Here is a 17,177-nt window from a genome sequence, read left to right on the forward strand (position 1 = left end):
GAGATGGCGGGCGGGGAAGTGGTGGGGCATGACGTGGCGGCGCTCCAGCGCAGGCTGGCCGCGTTCGCGGCCGCCCGCGACTGGCAGCCGTTCCACACACCCAAGAATCTCGCGGCCGCGCTCAGCGTGGAGGCTTCCGAACTGCTCGAGATCTTCCAGTGGTTGACCCCTGAGCAGGCGGAACGGGTGATGGACGACCCCGAGTCGGCCCACCGCGTCGCGGACGAGGTGGCCGACGTGCTCGCCTATCTGCTCCAGTTCTGCGAGGTGCTCGGGGTCGATCCCCTGGTGGCGCTCGCGGCGAAGATCGACAGGAACGAGGTCCGATTTCCCGTTCGGCGGCGGGGTGGAGAGGGCGGAGAGGACGGTGGCGAGGCCGCGACAGGAGATCGTCACTCTTCGGAGTGATCGACTTTTCCCCGTCGGGCCTACTGTCCACAGATTTCCGAATTCCCCTGGTGGTGGGGCTCAGGCGGCCTCACTCTGGGTAGTGGAATGAGTGGGCGGTAAGTCGTACGAACGGGGGCGGCGTTGATGGAAGCAGAGAGGCTCATCGCGGCCGGGCGGCAGGCGTTGGCGGAGAGCGGGACAGCGCAGGACATCGTGGCGGAGGCCTGGCAGGCGCAGGCGCTCGCCCAGGCGATAGGGAGTCATCTCGCGCTCTGCGGGCCGTTGGAACTGCGCGGCGAGGCGCGGGGGCTGAGCGAGACCGGGGAGTACCCGACGTGGGGGGCCGGCGGGCCGCGTGCGGCCCAATTGACCGAGGTCAGCGATCCGGTCGCGACGTTGACGGCGCTCGGGGTGCTGCTCGGGGACGTGGGGATCGCGCTCGTCGGGGTGGCCTGTGCCACCGACGAGGAGGGGCTCTATTGGCAGTGCATCGAGGCCATCGACGCGGTCGACGAGTCGAACGACAGGGTGGGCGGGATGCTGCGGCGGCTCGCGGTGCGCGACCGGGAGCGGGCCCGCCCGCCCGACACGGCCCGAGGTCGGGCGGGCCCCGGGCCGGGTCCGGCGTGAACGGCGGACGGCGATCGGCCGGGGGCGGTGCGGCGGGCGGAGCAGCTCTAGAAGAGGGGGCGCGCGTCGCCGGGCGTCGGGCCGACGTCGGGCTGGGCGTGCCCCGGGTCCAGGCGGTCGGCCGAGGACTGGATGTCGGCGTCGAGCTGAGAGAGGTCGGCGGAGAGCGCCGCCATCAGCTCCTCCATCTGCTGGAGCAGGCCTTTGGGGGCGCCGCCGTCCTTCTGCTCGGGCACGGACGGCGGTGCGGATTGCTCGGGCACGGCCCGCTCCGGCGCGGCTTCCTGGGACATGGCGGCCTCCTGGGCCCGGACCCCGCAGCCGTTGGCGGGGGCACGAGAGAGAGCGACGCACCGGCAGCGGCCGCCGGCGCGCGGGCCGGGCGGTCCGGCTCCGCCCGAGCCAACGACGGGTCCCCGGCCACGGTCACTGGCCAGGTCGGACGCGGCCCGCCAGGGGGCCGGATATTCACCCGACCGTGCCGGAGCCGCCCGTGAGCTGACGGAGAGGTTGACACGCACCCGACGGTGCAGGATGGAGGTATGGATCTCCGCATCTTCACCGAACCCCAGCAGGGGGCCGACTACGACACCCTCCTCGCGGTTGCCCGGGCCACCGAGGAGCTCGGATTCGACGCATTTTTCCGCTCCGACCACTACCTCAGCATGGGCTCGTCCGACGGGCTTCCCGGGCCGACGGACGCCTGGATCACCCTGGCCGGCCTGGCCCGGGAGACGAAGCGGATCCGCCTCGGGACCCTGATGACCGCCGGGACGTTCCGGCTCCCGGGAGTCCTCGCCATCCAGGTCGCCCAGGTCGACCGGATGTCCGGCGGCCGGGTCGAACTGGGGCTCGGCGCGGGCTGGTTCGAGGAGGAGCACAAGGCCTACGGCATTCCGTTCCCGAAGGAGAAGTTCGGCCGGCTGGAGGAGCAGCTGGCGATCGTCACCGGACTGTGGGAGACCGAGCTCGGCAAGACGTTCTCGTACGAGGGGGAGTACTACCGGCTCACCGACTCGCCCGCGCTGCCGAAGCCCGCTCAGGACAGGATCCCGGTGCTGATCGGCGGGCACGGCGCGAGCCGTACCCCGAGGCTGGCGGCACGGTACGCGGACGAGTTCAACATCCCGTTCGCCTCGCTGGAGGACAGCGAGCGGCAGTTCGGCCGGGTCCGGGCTGCGGCGGAGGCGGTGGGGCGCCCGGCCGGTGACCTCGTGTACTCGAACGCGCTGGTCGTCTGTGTCGGCAAGGACGACGCGGAGGTGGCGCGTCGGGCCGCCGCCATCGGGCGGGACGTGGACGAGCTCAAGGCGAACGGTCTCGCGGGCTCGCCCGCCGAGGTCGTCGACAAGCTCGGGCGGTACGCGGCCATCGGCTCCTCCCGGGTCTACCTCCAGGTCCTCGACCTCGACGACCTGGACCACCTGGAGCTGATCTCCGCGCGGGTCCAGTCGCAGCTGGGATGAGTGGGGCGAGCCGATGAAGCCGGACCGTACGCTCGCCGAGGCCCTCCGGGAGGGGCCGCTCGTCCTGGACGGCGGGCTGTCCAACCAGTTGGAGGCGCAGGGCTGCGATCTCTCCGACGCGCTCTGGTCCGCGCGGCTCCTCGCCGACGGGCCCGAGCAGATCGAGGCGGCGCACGCGGCGTACGTACGGGCCGGCGCCCGGGTGGTCACCACCGCCGCCTACCAGGCCACCTTCGAGGGGTTCGCCCGGCGGGGCGTGAGCCGGGCGGAGGCGGCGCGGCTCCTCGCCCGGAGCGTGGAGCTCGCGCGGGCGGCGGCGGAGCGGGTCGGGCAGGAGGTCTGGGTCGCCGCGTCGGTCGGGCCGTACGGCGCGATGCTCGCGGACGGGAGCGAGTACCGGGGACGGTACGGGCTGTCCGTGCGGGAGCTCGAACGGTTCCACCGGCCCCGGGCCGAGGTGCTGGCCGCGGCCGGGCCCGATGTCCTGGCCCTGGAGACGGTGCCGGACGCGGACGAGGCGGAGGCGCTGCTGCGGGCGGTCGACGGGTGCGGGGTGCCCGTGTGGCTGTCGTACACGGTCGAGGGCGGGAGGACCAGGGCGGGGCAGGAGCTGGCGGAGGCCTTCGCGGTCGCCGCGGGGAACGACCAGGTCGTGGCGGTCGGGATCAACTGCTGCGACCCGGCAGGGGTGGGGTCCGCCGTGGAGCTCGCCGTCGCCGTCACCGGGAAGCCGGCCGTGGTCTACCCGAACAGCGGGGAGCGGTGGGACGCCCGGGCCCGGGGTTGGCGCGGCGACGTCACCTTCGATCCGTCCAGGGCCGCAGCCTGGGTGGGGGCCGGGGCCCGCCTGATCGGTGGCTGCTGCCGGGTGGGTCCGTCGGTCGTCGCCACGCTGGCCGGGGTCCTCGCCTCCGGGGCGCGCAAGCCTCCGGTGTAGGCGCGGGTGTATGCGTCGGTGTAGGGGCCGCGTCGGCTTGTGTGTCGGGGTCGGTTGGGGGGTGCGGGCTGGTGGGGCGCGCGGAAAATGCCTGGTCGGGTGGGGAGGGGGCGCCCATACTCGGGCGTGTGTTCCTGACAATCAGTACGACCGGCACCCCGGAGCGACCCGCGACCGATCTCGGATTTCTGCTGCACAAGCATCCCGAGCGGGCGCAGGCGTTCTCGACCTCGCACGGCACCGCGCACGTCCTCTACCCCGAGGCGAGCGCCGAGCGGTGCACCGCGGCACTCCTCCTGGAGGTGGATCCCGTGGCGCTGGTGCGCCGCGGCAAGGGCAAGGGCCGGGGCGGCGCCCCCGACGCCGCGCTCGCGCAGTACGTGAACGACCGGCCCTACGCGGCGTCGTCGCTGCTGGCCGTGGCGCTCGCCAAGGTCTTCAAGACCGCGCTGCACGGTGTGTGCCAGGCGATGCCCGAGCGGGCCGCCGCTCCGCTGCCCCTGCGGATCGAGGTTCCGGCGCTTCCCGCCCGGGGCGGCGCCGGCCTGGTGCGCGCCCTCTTCGGGCCGCTGGGCTGGGGCACGGTGGAGGCCGAACCGGTCGTGCTGGACGGGGAGTTCCCCGAGTGGGGCGACTCCCGGTACGTGCGTCTGGTGCTCGAAGGCGAGCTGCGGCTCGCCGACGCGCTCAACCAGCTGTACGTCCTGCTGCCTGTCCTCGACGACGCCAAGCACTACTGGGTCGCGCCCGACGAGGTCGACAAGCTGCTGCGGGCCGGGGACGGCTGGCTGGCCGGGCACCCGGAGCGGAAGCTGATCACCGCGCGCTACCTCTCGCGCCGCTGGGGCCTGGAGCGTGAGGCGACGGAACGCCTTGAGCTGGTGCGGCTCGCCGAGGCCGAGGGGCTCGACGTCGAGGACGTCGACAACGCCGTCGACGAGTCCAGCGACACGGAGGAGCGGCCCGTGCCGCTCGCCGAGCAGCGCAGGGAGGCGGTCCTCGCCGCGCTGCACGCCGCCGGAGCCGCCCGCGTGCTCGACCTGGGCTGCGGGCAGGGACAGCTGGTGCAGGCGCTACTCAAGGACGTGCGCTTCACGGAGATCGTGGGTGTCGACGTGTCCGTGCGGGCGCTGAACGTCGCCGCCCGTCGGCTGCGCCTCGACCGGATGGGGGAGCGGCAGGCCGCGCGGGTCACGCTGCTCCAGGGCTCCCTCGCGTACACCGACAAGCGGCTCGCCGGTTACGACGCGGCCGTGCTCAGCGAGGTGATCGAGCACCTGGACCTGCCGAGGCTGCCGGCGCTCGCGTACGCGGTGTTCGGCGCGGCCCGGCCTCGTACGGTGCTCGTGACCACGCCGAACGTCGAGTACAACGTGCGCTGGGAGTCGCTGCCCGCCGGACACGTCCGGCACGGGGACCACCGCTTCGAATGGACCCGGGAGGAGTTCCGGGGCTGGGCCGCCGGAGTCGCCGGATCGTACGGGTACGGCGTGGAGTTCGTTCCCGTCGGACCGGACGACCCCGAGGTCGGGCCGCCCACGCAGATGGCCGTCTTCACCCGTACCGAGGCCACGACCGAGGCCACGACCGACGAGACCTTGAAGGAGGTCACCGCATGACCCGCGACCTGCCCGTCACCGACCTGTCCCTCGTGGTGCTCGTCGGTGCCACCGGCTCTGGCAAGTCCACCTTCGCCCGGCGCCACTTCAAGCCGACCGAGATCGTCTCCTCCGACTTCTGCCGGGGGCTCGTCGCCGACGACGAGAACGACCAGTCCGCGAGCAAGGACGCCTTCGACGTCCTCCACTACATCGTCGGCAAGCGGCTGGCCGCGGGCCGGCTGACCGTCGTCGACGCCACCAACGTGCAGCAGGAGGCCAGGCGTCAACTCGTCCAGCTCGCCAGGTCGCACGACGTGCTGCCGATCGCGATCGTCCTCGACCTGCCGGAGGAGGTGTGCCGCAGCCGGAACGCCGGCCGGCCCGACCGGGCCGACATGCCCGCGCACGTCATCCAGCGCCACCGCCGCGAGCTCCGCCGCTCGCTGCGCGGACTGGAGCGCGAGGGCTTCCGCAAGGTCCACGTCCTGCGGTCCGTCGAGGAAGTGGAGGAGGCCGGGATCGTGCTGGAGCGCCGCTTCAACGACCTGCGCCACCTCACGGGCCCCTTCGACATCATCGGTGACATCCACGGCTGCCGGTCCGAGCTCGACACCCTGCTCGGCAGGCTGGGATACGTGGACGGGCACCACCCCGAGGGGCGCACGGCCGTCTTCGTGGGTGACCTCGTCGACCGGGGCCCCGACTCGCCGGGCGTCCTGCGGCGCGTCATGGCCATGGTCGCCTCGGGCGACGCGCTGTGCGTCCCCGGCAACCACGAGAACAAGCTCGGCCGCTGGCTGAAGGGGAAGAAGGTCCAGCAGACGCACGGGCTCGCCGAGACGGTCGAGCAGTTGGAGGGCGAGAGCGAGGAGTTCCGGGCGGAGGTCGCGGAGTTCATCGACGGGCTCGTCAGCCACTACGTCCTCGACGGCGGCGCGCTCGTGGTCTGCCACGCCGGTCTGCCGGAGAAGTACCACGGCCGGACCTCCGGCCGGGTGCGTTCGCACGCGTTGTACGGGGACACCACCGGGGAGACCGACGAGTTCGGGCTGCCGGTGCGCTACCCGTGGGCGGAGGACTACCGGGGCCGGGCCGCCGTCGTGTACGGCCACACCCCCGTACCGAACACGTCCTGGATCAACAACACGATCTGCCTCGACACCGGAGCCGTCTTCGGCGGGAAGATGACCGCGCTGCGCTGGCCGGAGCGCGAACTCGTCGACGTACCGGCCGAGCGGGTCTGGTACGAGCCGGCCCGGCCGCTCACGACCGAGGCGCCCGGCGGCCACGAGGGACGCCCCCTGGACCTGGCCGACGTGCACGGCCGACGGATCGTGGAGACCGGCCACCTCGGCAATGTCGCGGTGCGGGAGGAGAACGCGGCGGCGGCCCTGGAGGTCATGAGCCGCTTCGCCGTCGACCCGAGGCTGCTCACGTACCTGCCGCCGACCATGGCCCCGACCGCCACCTCGCGCGCCGAGGGGTACTTGGAACACCCGGCCGAGGCCTTCGCCCAGTACCGGGCGGACGGCGTCGAGCGGGTCGTGTGCGAGGAGAAGCACATGGGCTCCCGGGCCGTGGCCCTGGTCTGCCGGGACGAGGAGGCGGCCCGCGAGCGGTTCGGCGTCACCGGGGTGACCGGCGCGCTGCACACCCGTACCGGGCGGCCCTTCTTCGACGATCAGGACGTCGCCGAGCGGGTCCTCGACCGGCTGCGGACCGCGATCGGCGCCGCCGGGCTGTGGGACGAACTCGGCACGGACTGGCTGCTGCTCGACGGCGAGCTGATGCCGTGGTCGCTCAAGTCGGCCGGACTGCTGCGCTCGCAGTACGCGGCGGTCGGCGCCGCCTCCGGCGCCGTCCTCCCCGGGGCGATCGAAGCCCTGGAACGGGCAGTGGCACGCGGCGTCGAGGGGCTCGACGGGCTCCTCGCCAAGCAGCGGGAGCGGGAGGTGGACGCGGCCGCGTTCACCGAGGCGTACCGCAGGTACTGCTGGCCCACCCAGGGCCTGGAGGGCGTGCGGTTCGCGCCCTTCCAGCTCCTCGCGGCGCGTGGGCGCTCGCTCGCTGCCGTCCCGCACGACGAGCAGCTGGCCTGGCTCGACCGGCTGGTGGAGCACGACCCGACCGGGCTGCTCCAGGTCACCCGTCGGCTCGTCGTCGACACCGGCGACGAGGCGTCGGTCCGCGCGGGCACCGACTGGTGGCTGGAGCTGACCGGAGCCGGCGGCGAGGGCATGGTCGTCAAGCCGCTGGCGGCGCTCGTCCGTGACGGCAAGGGGCGACTCGGGCAGCCGGGCGTGAAGGTGCGCGGCCGGGAGTACCTGCGGATCATCTACGGCCCCGAGTACACCCGCCCGGAGAACCTGGAGCGGCTGCGGCAGCGTTTCCTCGGCCACAAGCGGTCGCTGGCACTGCGCGAGTACGCGCTCGGCCTGGAGGCGCTCGACCGGCTCGCGGCAGGGGAACCGCTCTGGCGGATCCACGAGGCCGTCTTCGCGGTCCTCGCACTGGAGTCGGAGCCGGTCGACCCGAGACTCTGATCCCGGGGGGCCGGGGAGCCGGGGGGCCTTGCGAGGGAGTTCAGTGCTGCTTCAGTGGCGCTTCCGCGCGGCTTCCCCGGCGGTTCCGTGATTCTTTCGTGCTGCTCCGACGGGGGGCGCAGGGGTGCCGGGAACGGCGCTCCCCTGCGCCCCCCGTGCTCGTTGACGCCGCCGTTCCGCACCTCTAGCGTTCTTCACCCCACGAGGTGACGCAGTGTCAACAATGTGGCGGGACGCGCCACATGAGGTGTGAACACACACGCGAAAGACGCCGGTCGACCACCGGTGGGCGGCCTTCCCTGAGGGATGGCGGACGGTACGGGGGTGAGCGGGTGATGAGTCTCTTCGGCCAGGACCGTTCCTTCCTGCACGCCCTCCCGGCGGCCGACCGCCGCTCCCTGATCGCCGAGGGTGCCCGCCGCTCCTACGAACCCGGGGAGGTGATGATCCGCGAACACGACACCAGCGCCTACGTCCTCGCGCTGCTCTCCGGCTGGTCCGTCGTCTCCGTCGGCACCGAGCGCGGCTCCCGGCTCATCCTCGCCCTGCGCGGGGCCGGCGAGGTCGTCGGCGACCTCGCCGCCGTCGACCTGCGCCCGCGCAGCGCCACCGTCACCGCGCTCGGCGCGGTCGAGGCGGTGGCCGTCTCCGGCGACCGCTTCCGCCGCTTCCTCGCCGCCCGGCCGCACGCCACCTCGCTGATCATGCGCCAGCTCGCCACCCGGCTGCGCAGCGCCGACGTCGAACGCCGCGCGCTCGCCTCCGAGACCGTCCTCCAGCGCCTCGCGGCCCGCCTCGTCGAACTGGCGGAGCGCGCGGGCCGACCGGCCGACGCCGGGACCGTACTCGAACTGCCGTTGCCCCAGCATGACTTGGCGGCAGCCATCGGGGCGACCCGGGAGGCGGTGGCCAAGGCCTTGCGGCTGCTGCGGGAACAGGACGTCGTCCGTACCGCGAACCGCACCGTCATCGTCATCGACATGCGGGTCCTCGTGCTGCTCGCCGAGGGGCGTGCACGCCCCCGCGCGGAACAGGCGGACGAATCTCCGCCGGATGTGTAAACGGCTACATCGCCGGTCGCGGAACGCGGCCAGCCTGGAACCACACCACCACGGCATCGAAAGCACCACGGCATCCGACAGGGAGTCCGAGTGAGCAGTGCGGGAGTGAACGGGGCGCACGGGGAGGCGGGTTCGCGGCCGGAAGCCGCCTCGGCGGGGATCCACCGGTTCGTCGTCTTCGGCGACATCTGCGGGTCCGGCACCCTGGGCATGGCCGAGAAGGAGCTGCACCGCACGGCGATGTACGCGGCGTTCGACGAGGCGTACGCCTCCGTCGGGGTCGAGCCCGGCACCTTCCACCAGGAGGACCGGGGGGACGGCATCCTCGCCGCCCTGCGCCCCGACATGCCGCCGACGCTCATGGTCGGACGGTGGATCGACACCCTGTACGAGAGCCTCCGCGCCCACAACACGGGCCGGAGCCGGCGGCTGCGCCTGCGGATCGGCATGAACGCGGGACTCGTGGTCCAGGACCGGCACGGGCTCGTCGGGCGGGCGGTGGACCTCGCCGCACGGCTCTGCGACAGCCCCACGGCCAAGCGGATCATGGATGAGGCCCCCGAGGTCGACCTGCTCGTCGTGGTCTCCGACTGGCTGTACGGGAACGTCGTCGCCGAGGGCGGGCGGTACGTGGAGCCGGACCACTACCGGCGGGCTCGGATCAGGTCCAAGGAGACCGACGAGGCCGCCTGGTTCCACGTGCCGCGCCGTGCGGCGCCGCCGCTGATCGGGCCCGAGGGGGAGGGTCCGGCCGAGGGGCAGCGGGTGCCGGGGGTGGGTTCAGGAACCGGCGTTGGGCCGTCGCGGGGGGACGGCCCAACGCCCCGAACCGGGGGCGGGAACCGCACGTACAACGTCGGGGGAGACCTGCTCGACATCCATCACAACACGATCCACGGCGGCTTCACCGGAATCCGCAAGGACGCGGGCGCGGGTGAGGCGGAGTGAGCGACCACGACGACGTCGCGTCCTCGAACGAACCCGACGGCGGGGGCCGCGGTGCGGACGAGCGCGGCGGGGGCGGAGGGCGGGGCGGAGACGAGCGCGGTGGGGGCCGAGGTGGGGACGAGCGCGGTGGGGGCCGCGGCGGGGACGAGCGGGGTGGGGGCCGAGGGGGCAGGGAAGGCGGCCGGGAAGGGGGACGGGAGGGCGGTCGGGAAAGCGGTCGGGAAGGCGGGACCGAACAGGGGGGCGGCGCGGGCGAGCAGCCGCGCGAGCCGAGCGTCTTCGCGGCCGCGGACCGGGGCCCCCTCGGCGGCGAGGGCGACACGGGCGGCGCCGCCACGGCGCGGCGTGCCGTCCGGACCTGGGCGAGCACGGCGGGCGGTGACCGCCACACCAGCATCCTGGGCGACGGCACGGTCTTCGAGGGCAACCAGTTCTTCTCCCTGCACGCCTCCGACCGCGCCGCGCACTTCGTCCGCGGCCCCGTCCCGCCCGAGACGCTCGACCATCTCGGCCGGGTGTACTGCGAGGCCGCCGGCTACCAGCGGATGAAGCGGCGGCTCCGCGAGCACCGGGTCCTCGTCCTCTGCGGCGAGCCCGGCAGCGGCCGCAAGGCCACCGCGCTCGCCCTCCTCGGCGAGCTCACCGACGGCAAGGTCTTCCGGCTCGACCCGCGCCATGGCGTCGACGAGATCACGGAGGAGGCCCTCCAGGACGGCGGCGGCCACCTGATGGAGCTGCTCACCGAGGACATCCGCACGGAGAGCGAGCCACGGCACGCGCGCTCCGGGCCGGGCGGCGGCGACGGCGCAGCCGCCGCGCGCCGCCCCGCCACCCGCCTCTCCGAACTGCACCTGGACCGCTTCGCGGAGCTGCTGCGCGGTGTCGGCGCGTTCGGGATCGTCCTCGTCGAGAACGGCGAGCTCGCCGATCGGATGCTGCGCGGACGGTACGGGATGTACTGCGCGCCGCCCCCCGCCGACGAGGTCCTCCGGCGCCATCTGCGCGACCTGCTGCGCGTCGAGCCCGCCGAGTCCCTCGACGCCGCGCGGGCGCTCGCCGCCCGTCCCGACGTCGTCACGGCCCTCGGCCTGGAGGAGCTGCGCCCGCGCGAGGCCGCCCGGCTCGCCGACCACCTCGCCCGGCACTGGCGCGGCGAAGTGACGGACGATCAACTACTCGCCGACTGCGCTTCCTTCGTGACCTCGCAGGCCCGCGAGTGGTTCGCGGGTGCCGACCGGCCCGGCACGCTGCCCGAGGCGCTCCCCGTCCTGAGCGCGGGAGCGTTCCGTATAGCCGTCGCCGTCTTCGACGGTTCCGCGTACAGCCTCGCAGCCGAGGCCGCCGAACTCCTCACCTGGGAGCTCGCCGTCACGCTCGACCCCGAACACGCCCCGGGACGGCGCCTGTTCGGTACGCACGCCGAGCATCGGCCCGTGCAGGCCCGGGCCGTCCTGGAGGACGGGCAACTGGACCTGGGCCCGGCGAAGGTGCCGGTGCGGGCGGTCCGTTTCCAGGGCGAGGCCCTGGCCGGCGCCGTACTCGGCGAGGTCTGGCACGGCTACCACAACGTCCGCGGACCGGTGGCGCGTTGGCTGCGCGCCCTCTGTGACGATCCGCGCGCCGAAGTGTGGGTCCGGGCCTCCATCGCCGCGGGCGTGCTCTGCTCCTGGGACTGGATCCACGGGTTCCGCGAGCTGATCGTGCCCCTCGCCGTGACGGACGCGCCCGTGGCCCGGCTGGCCGCCGCGACCGCGCTCGCCGAGTCCGCCCGCGACCCCCGCATCCGGCCGGCCGTCGCCGCCGTGCTCAAGGAATGGGCCGTGTCGGAGGACTCCGGGCTCGTCGGGACCGCCCTGCTGGCCCACGGCTACGTGCTCGCCGCCGGGGACGTGCCCGGCTCGCTCGACGCGCTCGCCCGGGTCGTCAGGGTCCACGAGCCGTCCGACGGCGACGTGCTCGCGCCCGCGGCCTTCGGCGCGGCCCGGCTGCTCGCCTCGGGGGAGCCCGAGCCCGTGCTGCGGCGCTTCGACCAGTGGCTCGACGACGGCCGGCTCAGCCTCGCCAACCTGGTGCATCTCGCCGTCATCCGCGCGCTGAACACCCGGACCACCCACCTGTGGGGTCTGCGGGACGTGCCCGAGCTCGACCCGCACGCGGCCCGCCCGCTGCTCGTCGCCCTGCTCGCCACCCGGCCTGAGCTCGCATCCCACCTCGCCCGGCTGCTGCGGCACACGCTCGCCACGGCACGTTCCGGGGAGGTGGCCCTGGAGGCCCTCGGCAGTCTGCTCCGGCGGGCCGCGAAGGACGAGGAGGCACTCGGGCACGTCTGTGGCTTTCTGCCGCTCCTCGCCGTGGACCGCCGCGACCGGGACCGCCTCAGGGGCCTGCTGAACGAACTGGTCCGGGACCGTGACAGGCCCCTGGACCGAGGCGCGGCGCGCCGCATGTGGGACGCCGTGACGGAAGGAGCGAACCGATGACCGGGCCCGAGCAGAACAGGCGCGCGCGACCGGACGAGTGGGCGCGCGGGGACGAGCGGGCGCCGGACGGGCGGGTGCCGGACGGCCGGGCCGGGCAGAGGTACGAGGAATCACCCGGTCGGGCCCGGGACGACAGGGAGCGGCAGGGGTCCGGGCGGGAACGGCAGCGGTACGACGGTCAGGGCGCGGCCCGGGCCGGCGAACGGGACCGGGATCGCGGCCGGGAGCGGGATCGGGAGGGGGATCGGTACGGGGACGGGGGCCCCGGCCGGTGGCGTGAGGCGGAGCGGGAACAGGGGCAGGGAGGCGCACGGGTGCCGGAGGGCCGGGAACGGGACGGGGGCCGGGACGAGGTGCGGGACGAGGCGCGGGGTGCGGGACGGGCGAGGGAGCAGTGGAGCCCGGAGGCCTCCGGGCGGCCGCGTGGACCGCTCCTCGGCGAGTATTCGCCCCCGTACCGTTACCGCAGCGGCCGGGTCGCGGCGGTGCTCCTCTACCGCAACGGCGGGCACCGCGTGGTCTGGCCGGATCGCAAAGAGGACGTCAACAAGCCGCTGCTCGGCTCGCCTTACACCGTTTTCGAAGTCCAACTCGGCCGCAACATCACCGAGTTCCGTCTCCAGCTGCCCGCCGCCGGGGACGGCGTCTTCTTCGAGGCCGTCGCCAAGGTCCAGTGGGTGGTGACCGATCCGTACCTCGTCGTCCAGGAACAGGTCGAGGACGTCGCCGAGTTGCTGCACGACGAGCTGCTCGACGGACTGCGCCGGCTGTCCCGGAGGTTCCGGATCACCGAGGCGCAGCGCGCCGACGAGGCCGTACGGGAGGAGCTGAGCACCGGCCGCCTCCGCCTCGGCCGGGACATCGGGCTGAAGACCCGGGTCCACGTCTTCATCGACCTCGACGACTCGGTGAAGGCCGAGGTCTACCGGCGGGACCGGGTCGGCGTGACCATGGAGGCCGACGCGCGCGAGGCCGAGGCGGAGCGCCGCAAGGACGCGGCGGAGCGGGCACGGATCGCCGATCGGGCCCGCGAGATCGAGGCCCTCTTCCGGCGGGGCGACCTGGCCCAGATCGCCCACCACATGGCGATGCACCCCGACAAACAGTGGGAGATCCGCACGCAGCTCCAGCGGGAGCGGCGCGAGGGCCAGGAGGACTACCTGGCCGTCTTCAACCGCCTCCTGGACACCGGGGTCCTGGAACGCCACGACATCGGCGAGCAGATGTACCAGGTGCTGATGTACCTGCGGACCCAGACCAGCACCGTCGTCGGCGGCATCACCGACCACGTGCTCAACCCCTCGGGCGGTTCGGCGGGGCCGAGGGCGCGGCGCGCCCTGGAGGAGGGCACTCCGGAGCCGGTTCGACCGGACTGGGGCGACGAGCACGGGGACAGCAGGGTCAGCAGGGACGGCAGGGACAGTCGGGATCGCCGGGAGGCACGGGACACCCGGGACACCCGGGACACCCGGGACACCCGGGACACCCGAGACACGCGTGACACCCGAGACAGCCGGGAGGACAGCGAGCCCGCGGAGCGCGGCGACGCCCCGCCCGACCGGCGGGTCTATGAGCCGACCCACGTCGAGTCCGGCTCCGACCGTGAACGCGACCGGGAGCGCGACCGCGACCGCGAGCGCGATCGGGACAGGGCGTGGGAAAGGGACCGGGGCGAGTACCGGGACCGGGGCGGGGACGGAGGCGGGTACGGGGACCGCGAGCGGGGCCCGGGCCGACGGGACGGCGGCCGTGACCGGTACGAGGGGGACGACTCGTACGACCGGTTCGACCGCGACGATCCGTACGACCGCGAGGGCACCGGCCGGTCCCGGCGCCCCTCCGGACCCGTACGCCCCAGCGAGGAGTTCGACGACTGGGAGGACGCGTGACGACCCCGGACCCTCAGGGGAACCCCGTCCCCGCCCCGGACCCCGTCCCCGCCCCGGACTCCGCCCCCGCCGCCGCCCCGGTGGCGCCCGAAGAGCTGCGGTTCATGGCCGAGCGGCTGCTCGCCACCGTCCGCGAGGACATCGGGCGGGCCGACACCAAGGCCGCGATCCTGCTCTCCGGCGCCCTCGCCTTCCTCGCGGTCGTGTTCTCCGGGGACCGCGCCTTGATGCCCACCGCCGGTGCCGGGCTCGCCCTCCTGCTCGTGGCGGGCGCGCTGTGGACCGCCGGCGTCCTGATGCTCGTGTCGGTGGTCCTGCCCCGCACCCGGATAGGGGCGGACCGCACGCTCCTGCGCGACCTCACGGCCGGCCCGTCCGAGGGCGAACTGCGCGAGCGGCTCGCCCCGCCCGGCGCGGACGCCACCGGCTGGCTCCTCGAACAGGCCAGCGTGCACGGACTCGTGCTCGCGGCGAAGTACCGGTGGCTGCGCCTGGGCGTGTGCGCCCTCGCGCTCGGCGCCCTCCTGGCCCTCCTCAGCGAACTGTGGTGAGAGTGACGATGCAGTGGACGAACAAGGGGAGCGCCCTGCTCCTCGCCGGTGCGCTGCTCGCGCTCACCGGCCCGCTCGCGGCCGCCGGGCCCCCCGGCGCGCCGCGGGCACCCCGAGCGGTCGCCGAGCCCGCCGAGGGACCCGACCCGATCGACTTCGCCGTCGTCGTGGACCAGTCGGCCAGCCTGGCCGACAAGGACCTGGCGCGCGAGACGGAGGCGGCGGGGCTGCTCAGCCAGGGCGAGATATCCGAGCGCTCCCGGGCGGCCGTCATCGGCTTCGGCAGCTCGGAGAAGGCCGGCCAGTCGCCCGTGCGCGAGGTCTGCGAGCTCACCGTCGCCGACGCGGCGGGCCGTGAGCGGCTCAGCGACTGCGTCCAGCTCCTCAACAAGCGCGACGCGGCCCGGATGGGTCCGGGCACCGACTTCCCGGCGGCCATCCGCCAGGCCGTCACCCGCCTCATCCAGAAGCGGACCACCGCCGGCGCGGCCGCGAAGGCCCCCGCCACGCCCAAGGTCGTCTTCCTCCTGACCGACGGCAAGCTCGACGTCTCCGACAGCCCCGAGTACGGCACGGACCCCGCCAACCGCCAGTCCAACGGCAAGCGGCGGCTCACCGAGGAACTCGCCCGCGCCCGGGCGGCCGGTGTCCAGATCTGGCCCCTCGGCTTCGGCACCGAGATCGACCGCGCCGCGCTCACGGCCATGGCCGAGGGCGGCTTCCGCGGCGCCTGCTCCGACGTGCCGGGCTCCGTCCCCCACATGCGGGTCGTCGCCGGCTCCGCCGACCTCGACAAGGCGCTCCAGGAGACCTTCGCCGCCGCCCGCTGTGCGCGGATCGCGCACGGCACCGCCGGCAAGCCGCCCGCCGACCTGACGGTCGTCATCCCGCCCATCGCCACCGACGGCTCCCTCACGGTCGCCAAGCACGACCCGAAGGTACGGGTCACCTACTACGACCCGGCGGGCCGCAAGGTCCCCACCCGGGGCGAGTTCGACGGCTCCACCTTCGAGGTCGGCGGACAGGACGGACCGGTCGAGGCGCTGCGGGTGAAGAACCCGCTGCCGGGCCGCTGGCGCGTGCACATCGAGGCGCCGGAGGGACACCGCGACCGCGAGGTCGCCGTCCGGGCCATCTGGCAGGGCATGCTCCGCTCCGACGTCACCCTCGACCCGGCCTCGCCGCGCGCCGGCGAGCAGGCGACCGTGTCCGTACGGATGCAGACCCGGCGCGGTGTCACCGTCACCGACCCCCGGCAGCTCGCGGGTCTCACGGTCGCGGCCGAACTGCGCGGCGCGGGCTTCGCCCCCGTGACGTTCCGGCTCGCCGACGACGGGCGGGCCCCCGACCGCAGGGCGGGTGACGTCCGGTTCACCGGCACGCTCACCGTGCCCGCCGGCGCCACCGGCGACCTGGAGCTCACCACGCGCATGTCGGCGCCCGGCGTCACCTCCGACCGGCGGCCGCTGCACGCCCGGATCACCCAGGGCACACCGCTCGTCACCGCCGGACTCGCCTTCGACCGGGCCACCGTGCACCCCGGGAGCACCGTCCGCGGCACCCTCGACGTCACCAACAACGACTCCGGTCCGCGCGCTCTGCGCCTCGCCGTGGAGAACCTGACGCCCGGCGCCGAGCTCTCCGTCTCCCCGGCGACCGTCACCGCGCCGCCGGGCGGGAGCACGCGCATCCCCTTCACGGTGACCGTCGGCGGCGGTACGCCCCTCGGCGAACTGGGCGGCCGGATCGCGGCGCTCGACACCGGCGACCGCGACCGCGTCCTCGACGACGCCTTCCTCGACGTCCTCGTCGTGGCCGCGCCGACCTGGTGGGACCGCTGGTGGAAGGCCGTCGCCGGCGGAGCGGTGGGCCTCGTCCTCGTCGCCGCCTTCCTCGTCGCCCAGTGGGTGGCCCGGCGCCGCCGCCGCGACCTCACCGGCGTCACGCTCGAACTCCGCGGGGACGGCCGGGTCCTCGACACGCTCACCGTCGGCCGGGGCCAGGGCGTCCGCGGATCCTTCCCCTTCGCCGTCGACGACGGGAGCGGCGCTCCGCCCACCCTCCGCCGGGCCCGCGAGGGCTCCTCGTCCGGCGCCCACGTACTGCGCCGCACGGGCACCGGCCAGCTGCTGCTGCGCCCACGGGGCGGTGCGCAGGTGCCGCTGCGGCCGGGCGAGCCGGCCGGCCTCGACGCGTACGAGATCGTCGTACGGGGCGGGGGGACGGCCCGGGACGGCAGGACGAGCCGCACCCGCATGGGCTCCGGCTCCGGCTACGGAAGTGGCAGTGGCAGTGGCTTCGGCTCGGACGACGGCGCCGGATTCGGTTCGGACGACGGCTTCGGCTTCGGCATGGACGACGGCGCCGGATTCGGTACGGGCGACGGCTTCGGATTCGGTACGGGTGACGGAGCCGATTCCCGTACGGGCGACGGCGCCGGATCCCGTACGGGCGAACGCTCCGGATCCCGTACGCGTACCGACCGGGACGGCCGCGTGCCGAGGCCGCGACGGTTCGGACGGCCGCGACGGTCCGGCCGGTCCGGCGGCGGAACGGGCGACTCCGCGACGACGACCGGCACCGATCCCGATGCCGGCAGCGGAACAGGACTCAGTACGGGAACGGGCGGTACGGCCGCCGGGGACCCGGACCCCAATTTCTGATCGGGCCCCCAAGGGAGA

Annotated in this window: 13 protein-coding genes; 12 read left to right on the forward strand and 1 reads right to left on the reverse strand. The window is 74.3% G+C overall.

What is annotated here, in order from left to right:
- The first annotated feature begins 3 nt into the window (after nucleotides 1-3).
- The gene (locus tag ACIBG6_RS27055) at nucleotides 4-408 is read left to right on the forward strand and encodes a nucleotide pyrophosphohydrolase (RefSeq protein WP_399225392.1); all 405 of its coding nucleotides are present in this window, start codon (nucleotides 4-6) and stop codon (nucleotides 406-408) included.
- A 126-nt stretch (nucleotides 409-534) separates the two neighbouring features.
- A complete protein-coding gene (locus ACIBG6_RS27060) occupies nucleotides 535-1,020 on the forward strand; it encodes a DUF6099 family protein (protein ID WP_399225205.1) in 486 nt (161 codons plus the stop codon).
- A gap of 47 nt (nucleotides 1,021-1,067) precedes the next feature.
- On the opposite strand, the gene ACIBG6_RS27065 is transcribed toward ACIBG6_RS27060, so the two are convergent.
- Nucleotides 1,068-1,313, reverse strand: a complete 246-nt coding sequence (locus ACIBG6_RS27065) for a hypothetical protein (protein WP_399225206.1) — start codon at nucleotides 1,311-1,313, stop codon at nucleotides 1,068-1,070.
- 249 nt (nucleotides 1,314-1,562) lie between these two features.
- Between ACIBG6_RS27065 and ACIBG6_RS27070 the strand changes: the two genes are divergently transcribed.
- The 10 genes from ACIBG6_RS27070 (at nucleotide 1,563) to ACIBG6_RS27115 (ending at nucleotide 17,159) form a co-directional block, all read left to right on the forward strand.
- On the forward strand, nucleotides 1,563-2,486 hold the full coding sequence (locus ACIBG6_RS27070; RefSeq protein WP_384153487.1) for an LLM class F420-dependent oxidoreductase: 924 nt from the start codon (nucleotides 1,563-1,565) through the stop codon (nucleotides 2,484-2,486).
- Between the two features lie 13 nt (nucleotides 2,487-2,499).
- Complete coding sequence (mmuM, locus tag ACIBG6_RS27075; RefSeq protein ID WP_399225207.1) at nucleotides 2,500-3,423, forward strand: homocysteine S-methyltransferase; 924 nt, start codon at nucleotides 2,500-2,502, stop codon at nucleotides 3,421-3,423.
- Between the two features lie 128 nt (nucleotides 3,424-3,551).
- Nucleotides 3,552-5,042 carry a 3' terminal RNA ribose 2'-O-methyltransferase Hen1 gene (locus ACIBG6_RS27080; RefSeq protein WP_399225208.1) on the forward strand — a complete coding sequence of 497 codons (1,491 nt, stop codon included), beginning with the start codon at nucleotides 3,552-3,554 and terminating at the stop codon, nucleotides 5,040-5,042.
- Entirely contained in the window at nucleotides 5,039-7,567 is a 2,529-nt protein-coding gene (locus ACIBG6_RS27085; RefSeq protein WP_399225209.1) for a polynucleotide kinase-phosphatase, read from the forward strand. Before ACIBG6_RS27080 ends, ACIBG6_RS27085 begins: the two co-directional genes overlap by 4 nt.
- Before the next feature lie 335 nt (nucleotides 7,568-7,902).
- The gene (locus ACIBG6_RS27090; RefSeq protein WP_399225210.1) at nucleotides 7,903-8,628 is read left to right on the forward strand and encodes a Crp/Fnr family transcriptional regulator; all 726 of its coding nucleotides are present in this window, start codon (nucleotides 7,903-7,905) and stop codon (nucleotides 8,626-8,628) included.
- 90 nt (nucleotides 8,629-8,718) lie between these two features.
- Complete coding sequence (locus ACIBG6_RS27095; RefSeq protein ID WP_399225211.1) at nucleotides 8,719-9,576, forward strand: hypothetical protein; 858 nt, start codon at nucleotides 8,719-8,721, stop codon at nucleotides 9,574-9,576.
- Nucleotides 9,573-12,056, forward strand: coding sequence for a hypothetical protein (locus ACIBG6_RS27100; protein WP_399225212.1), 2,484 nt, complete (start codon nucleotides 9,573-9,575; stop codon nucleotides 12,054-12,056). Before ACIBG6_RS27095 ends, ACIBG6_RS27100 begins: the two co-directional genes overlap by 4 nt.
- The gene (locus tag ACIBG6_RS27105) at nucleotides 12,053-13,945 is read left to right on the forward strand and encodes a hypothetical protein (RefSeq protein WP_399225214.1); all 1,893 of its coding nucleotides are present in this window, start codon (nucleotides 12,053-12,055) and stop codon (nucleotides 13,943-13,945) included. Before ACIBG6_RS27100 ends, ACIBG6_RS27105 begins: the two co-directional genes overlap by 4 nt.
- The gene (locus ACIBG6_RS27110; RefSeq protein ID WP_399225215.1) at nucleotides 13,942-14,496 is read left to right on the forward strand and encodes a Pycsar system effector family protein; all 555 of its coding nucleotides are present in this window, start codon (nucleotides 13,942-13,944) and stop codon (nucleotides 14,494-14,496) included. The genes ACIBG6_RS27105 and ACIBG6_RS27110 overlap by 4 nt, the downstream gene beginning before the upstream one ends.
- An 8-nt stretch (nucleotides 14,497-14,504) precedes the next feature.
- The gene (locus ACIBG6_RS27115; protein WP_399225393.1) at nucleotides 14,505-17,159 is read left to right on the forward strand and encodes a VWA domain-containing protein; all 2,655 of its coding nucleotides are present in this window, start codon (nucleotides 14,505-14,507) and stop codon (nucleotides 17,157-17,159) included.
- Nucleotides 17,160-17,177 lie beyond the last annotated feature (18 nt).

This window comes from Streptomyces sp. NPDC050842, assembly GCF_044456565.1.
Classification (GTDB): Bacteria; Actinomycetota; Actinomycetes; order Streptomycetales; family Streptomycetaceae; genus Streptomyces.

Bases quoted from the DNA above. Each gene is read 5' to 3' on its own strand.
- ACIBG6_RS27065 (WP_399225206.1), bottom strand. From the start codon at position 1,313: ATGTCCCAGGAAGCCGCGCCGGAGCGGGCCGTGCCCGAGCAATCCGCA.
- ACIBG6_RS27115 (WP_399225393.1), top strand. From the start codon at position 14,505: ATGCAGTGGACGAACAAGGGGAGCGCCCTGCTCCTCGCCGGTGCGCTG.
- ACIBG6_RS27105 (WP_399225214.1), top strand. From the start codon at position 12,053: ATGACCGGGCCCGAGCAGAACAGGCGCGCGCGACCGGACGAGTGGGCG.
- ACIBG6_RS27090 (WP_399225210.1), top strand. From the start codon at position 7,903: ATGAGTCTCTTCGGCCAGGACCGTTCCTTCCTGCACGCCCTCCCGGCG.
- mmuM (WP_399225207.1), top strand. From the start codon at position 2,500: ATGAAGCCGGACCGTACGCTCGCCGAGGCCCTCCGGGAGGGGCCGCTC.
- ACIBG6_RS27085 (WP_399225209.1), top strand. From the start codon at position 5,039: ATGACCCGCGACCTGCCCGTCACCGACCTGTCCCTCGTGGTGCTCGTC.
- ACIBG6_RS27070 (WP_384153487.1), top strand. From the start codon at position 1,563: ATGGATCTCCGCATCTTCACCGAACCCCAGCAGGGGGCCGACTACGAC.
- ACIBG6_RS27055 (WP_399225392.1), top strand. From the start codon at position 4: ATGGCGGGCGGGGAAGTGGTGGGGCATGACGTGGCGGCGCTCCAGCGC.
- ACIBG6_RS27060 (WP_399225205.1), top strand. From the start codon at position 535: ATGGAAGCAGAGAGGCTCATCGCGGCCGGGCGGCAGGCGTTGGCGGAG.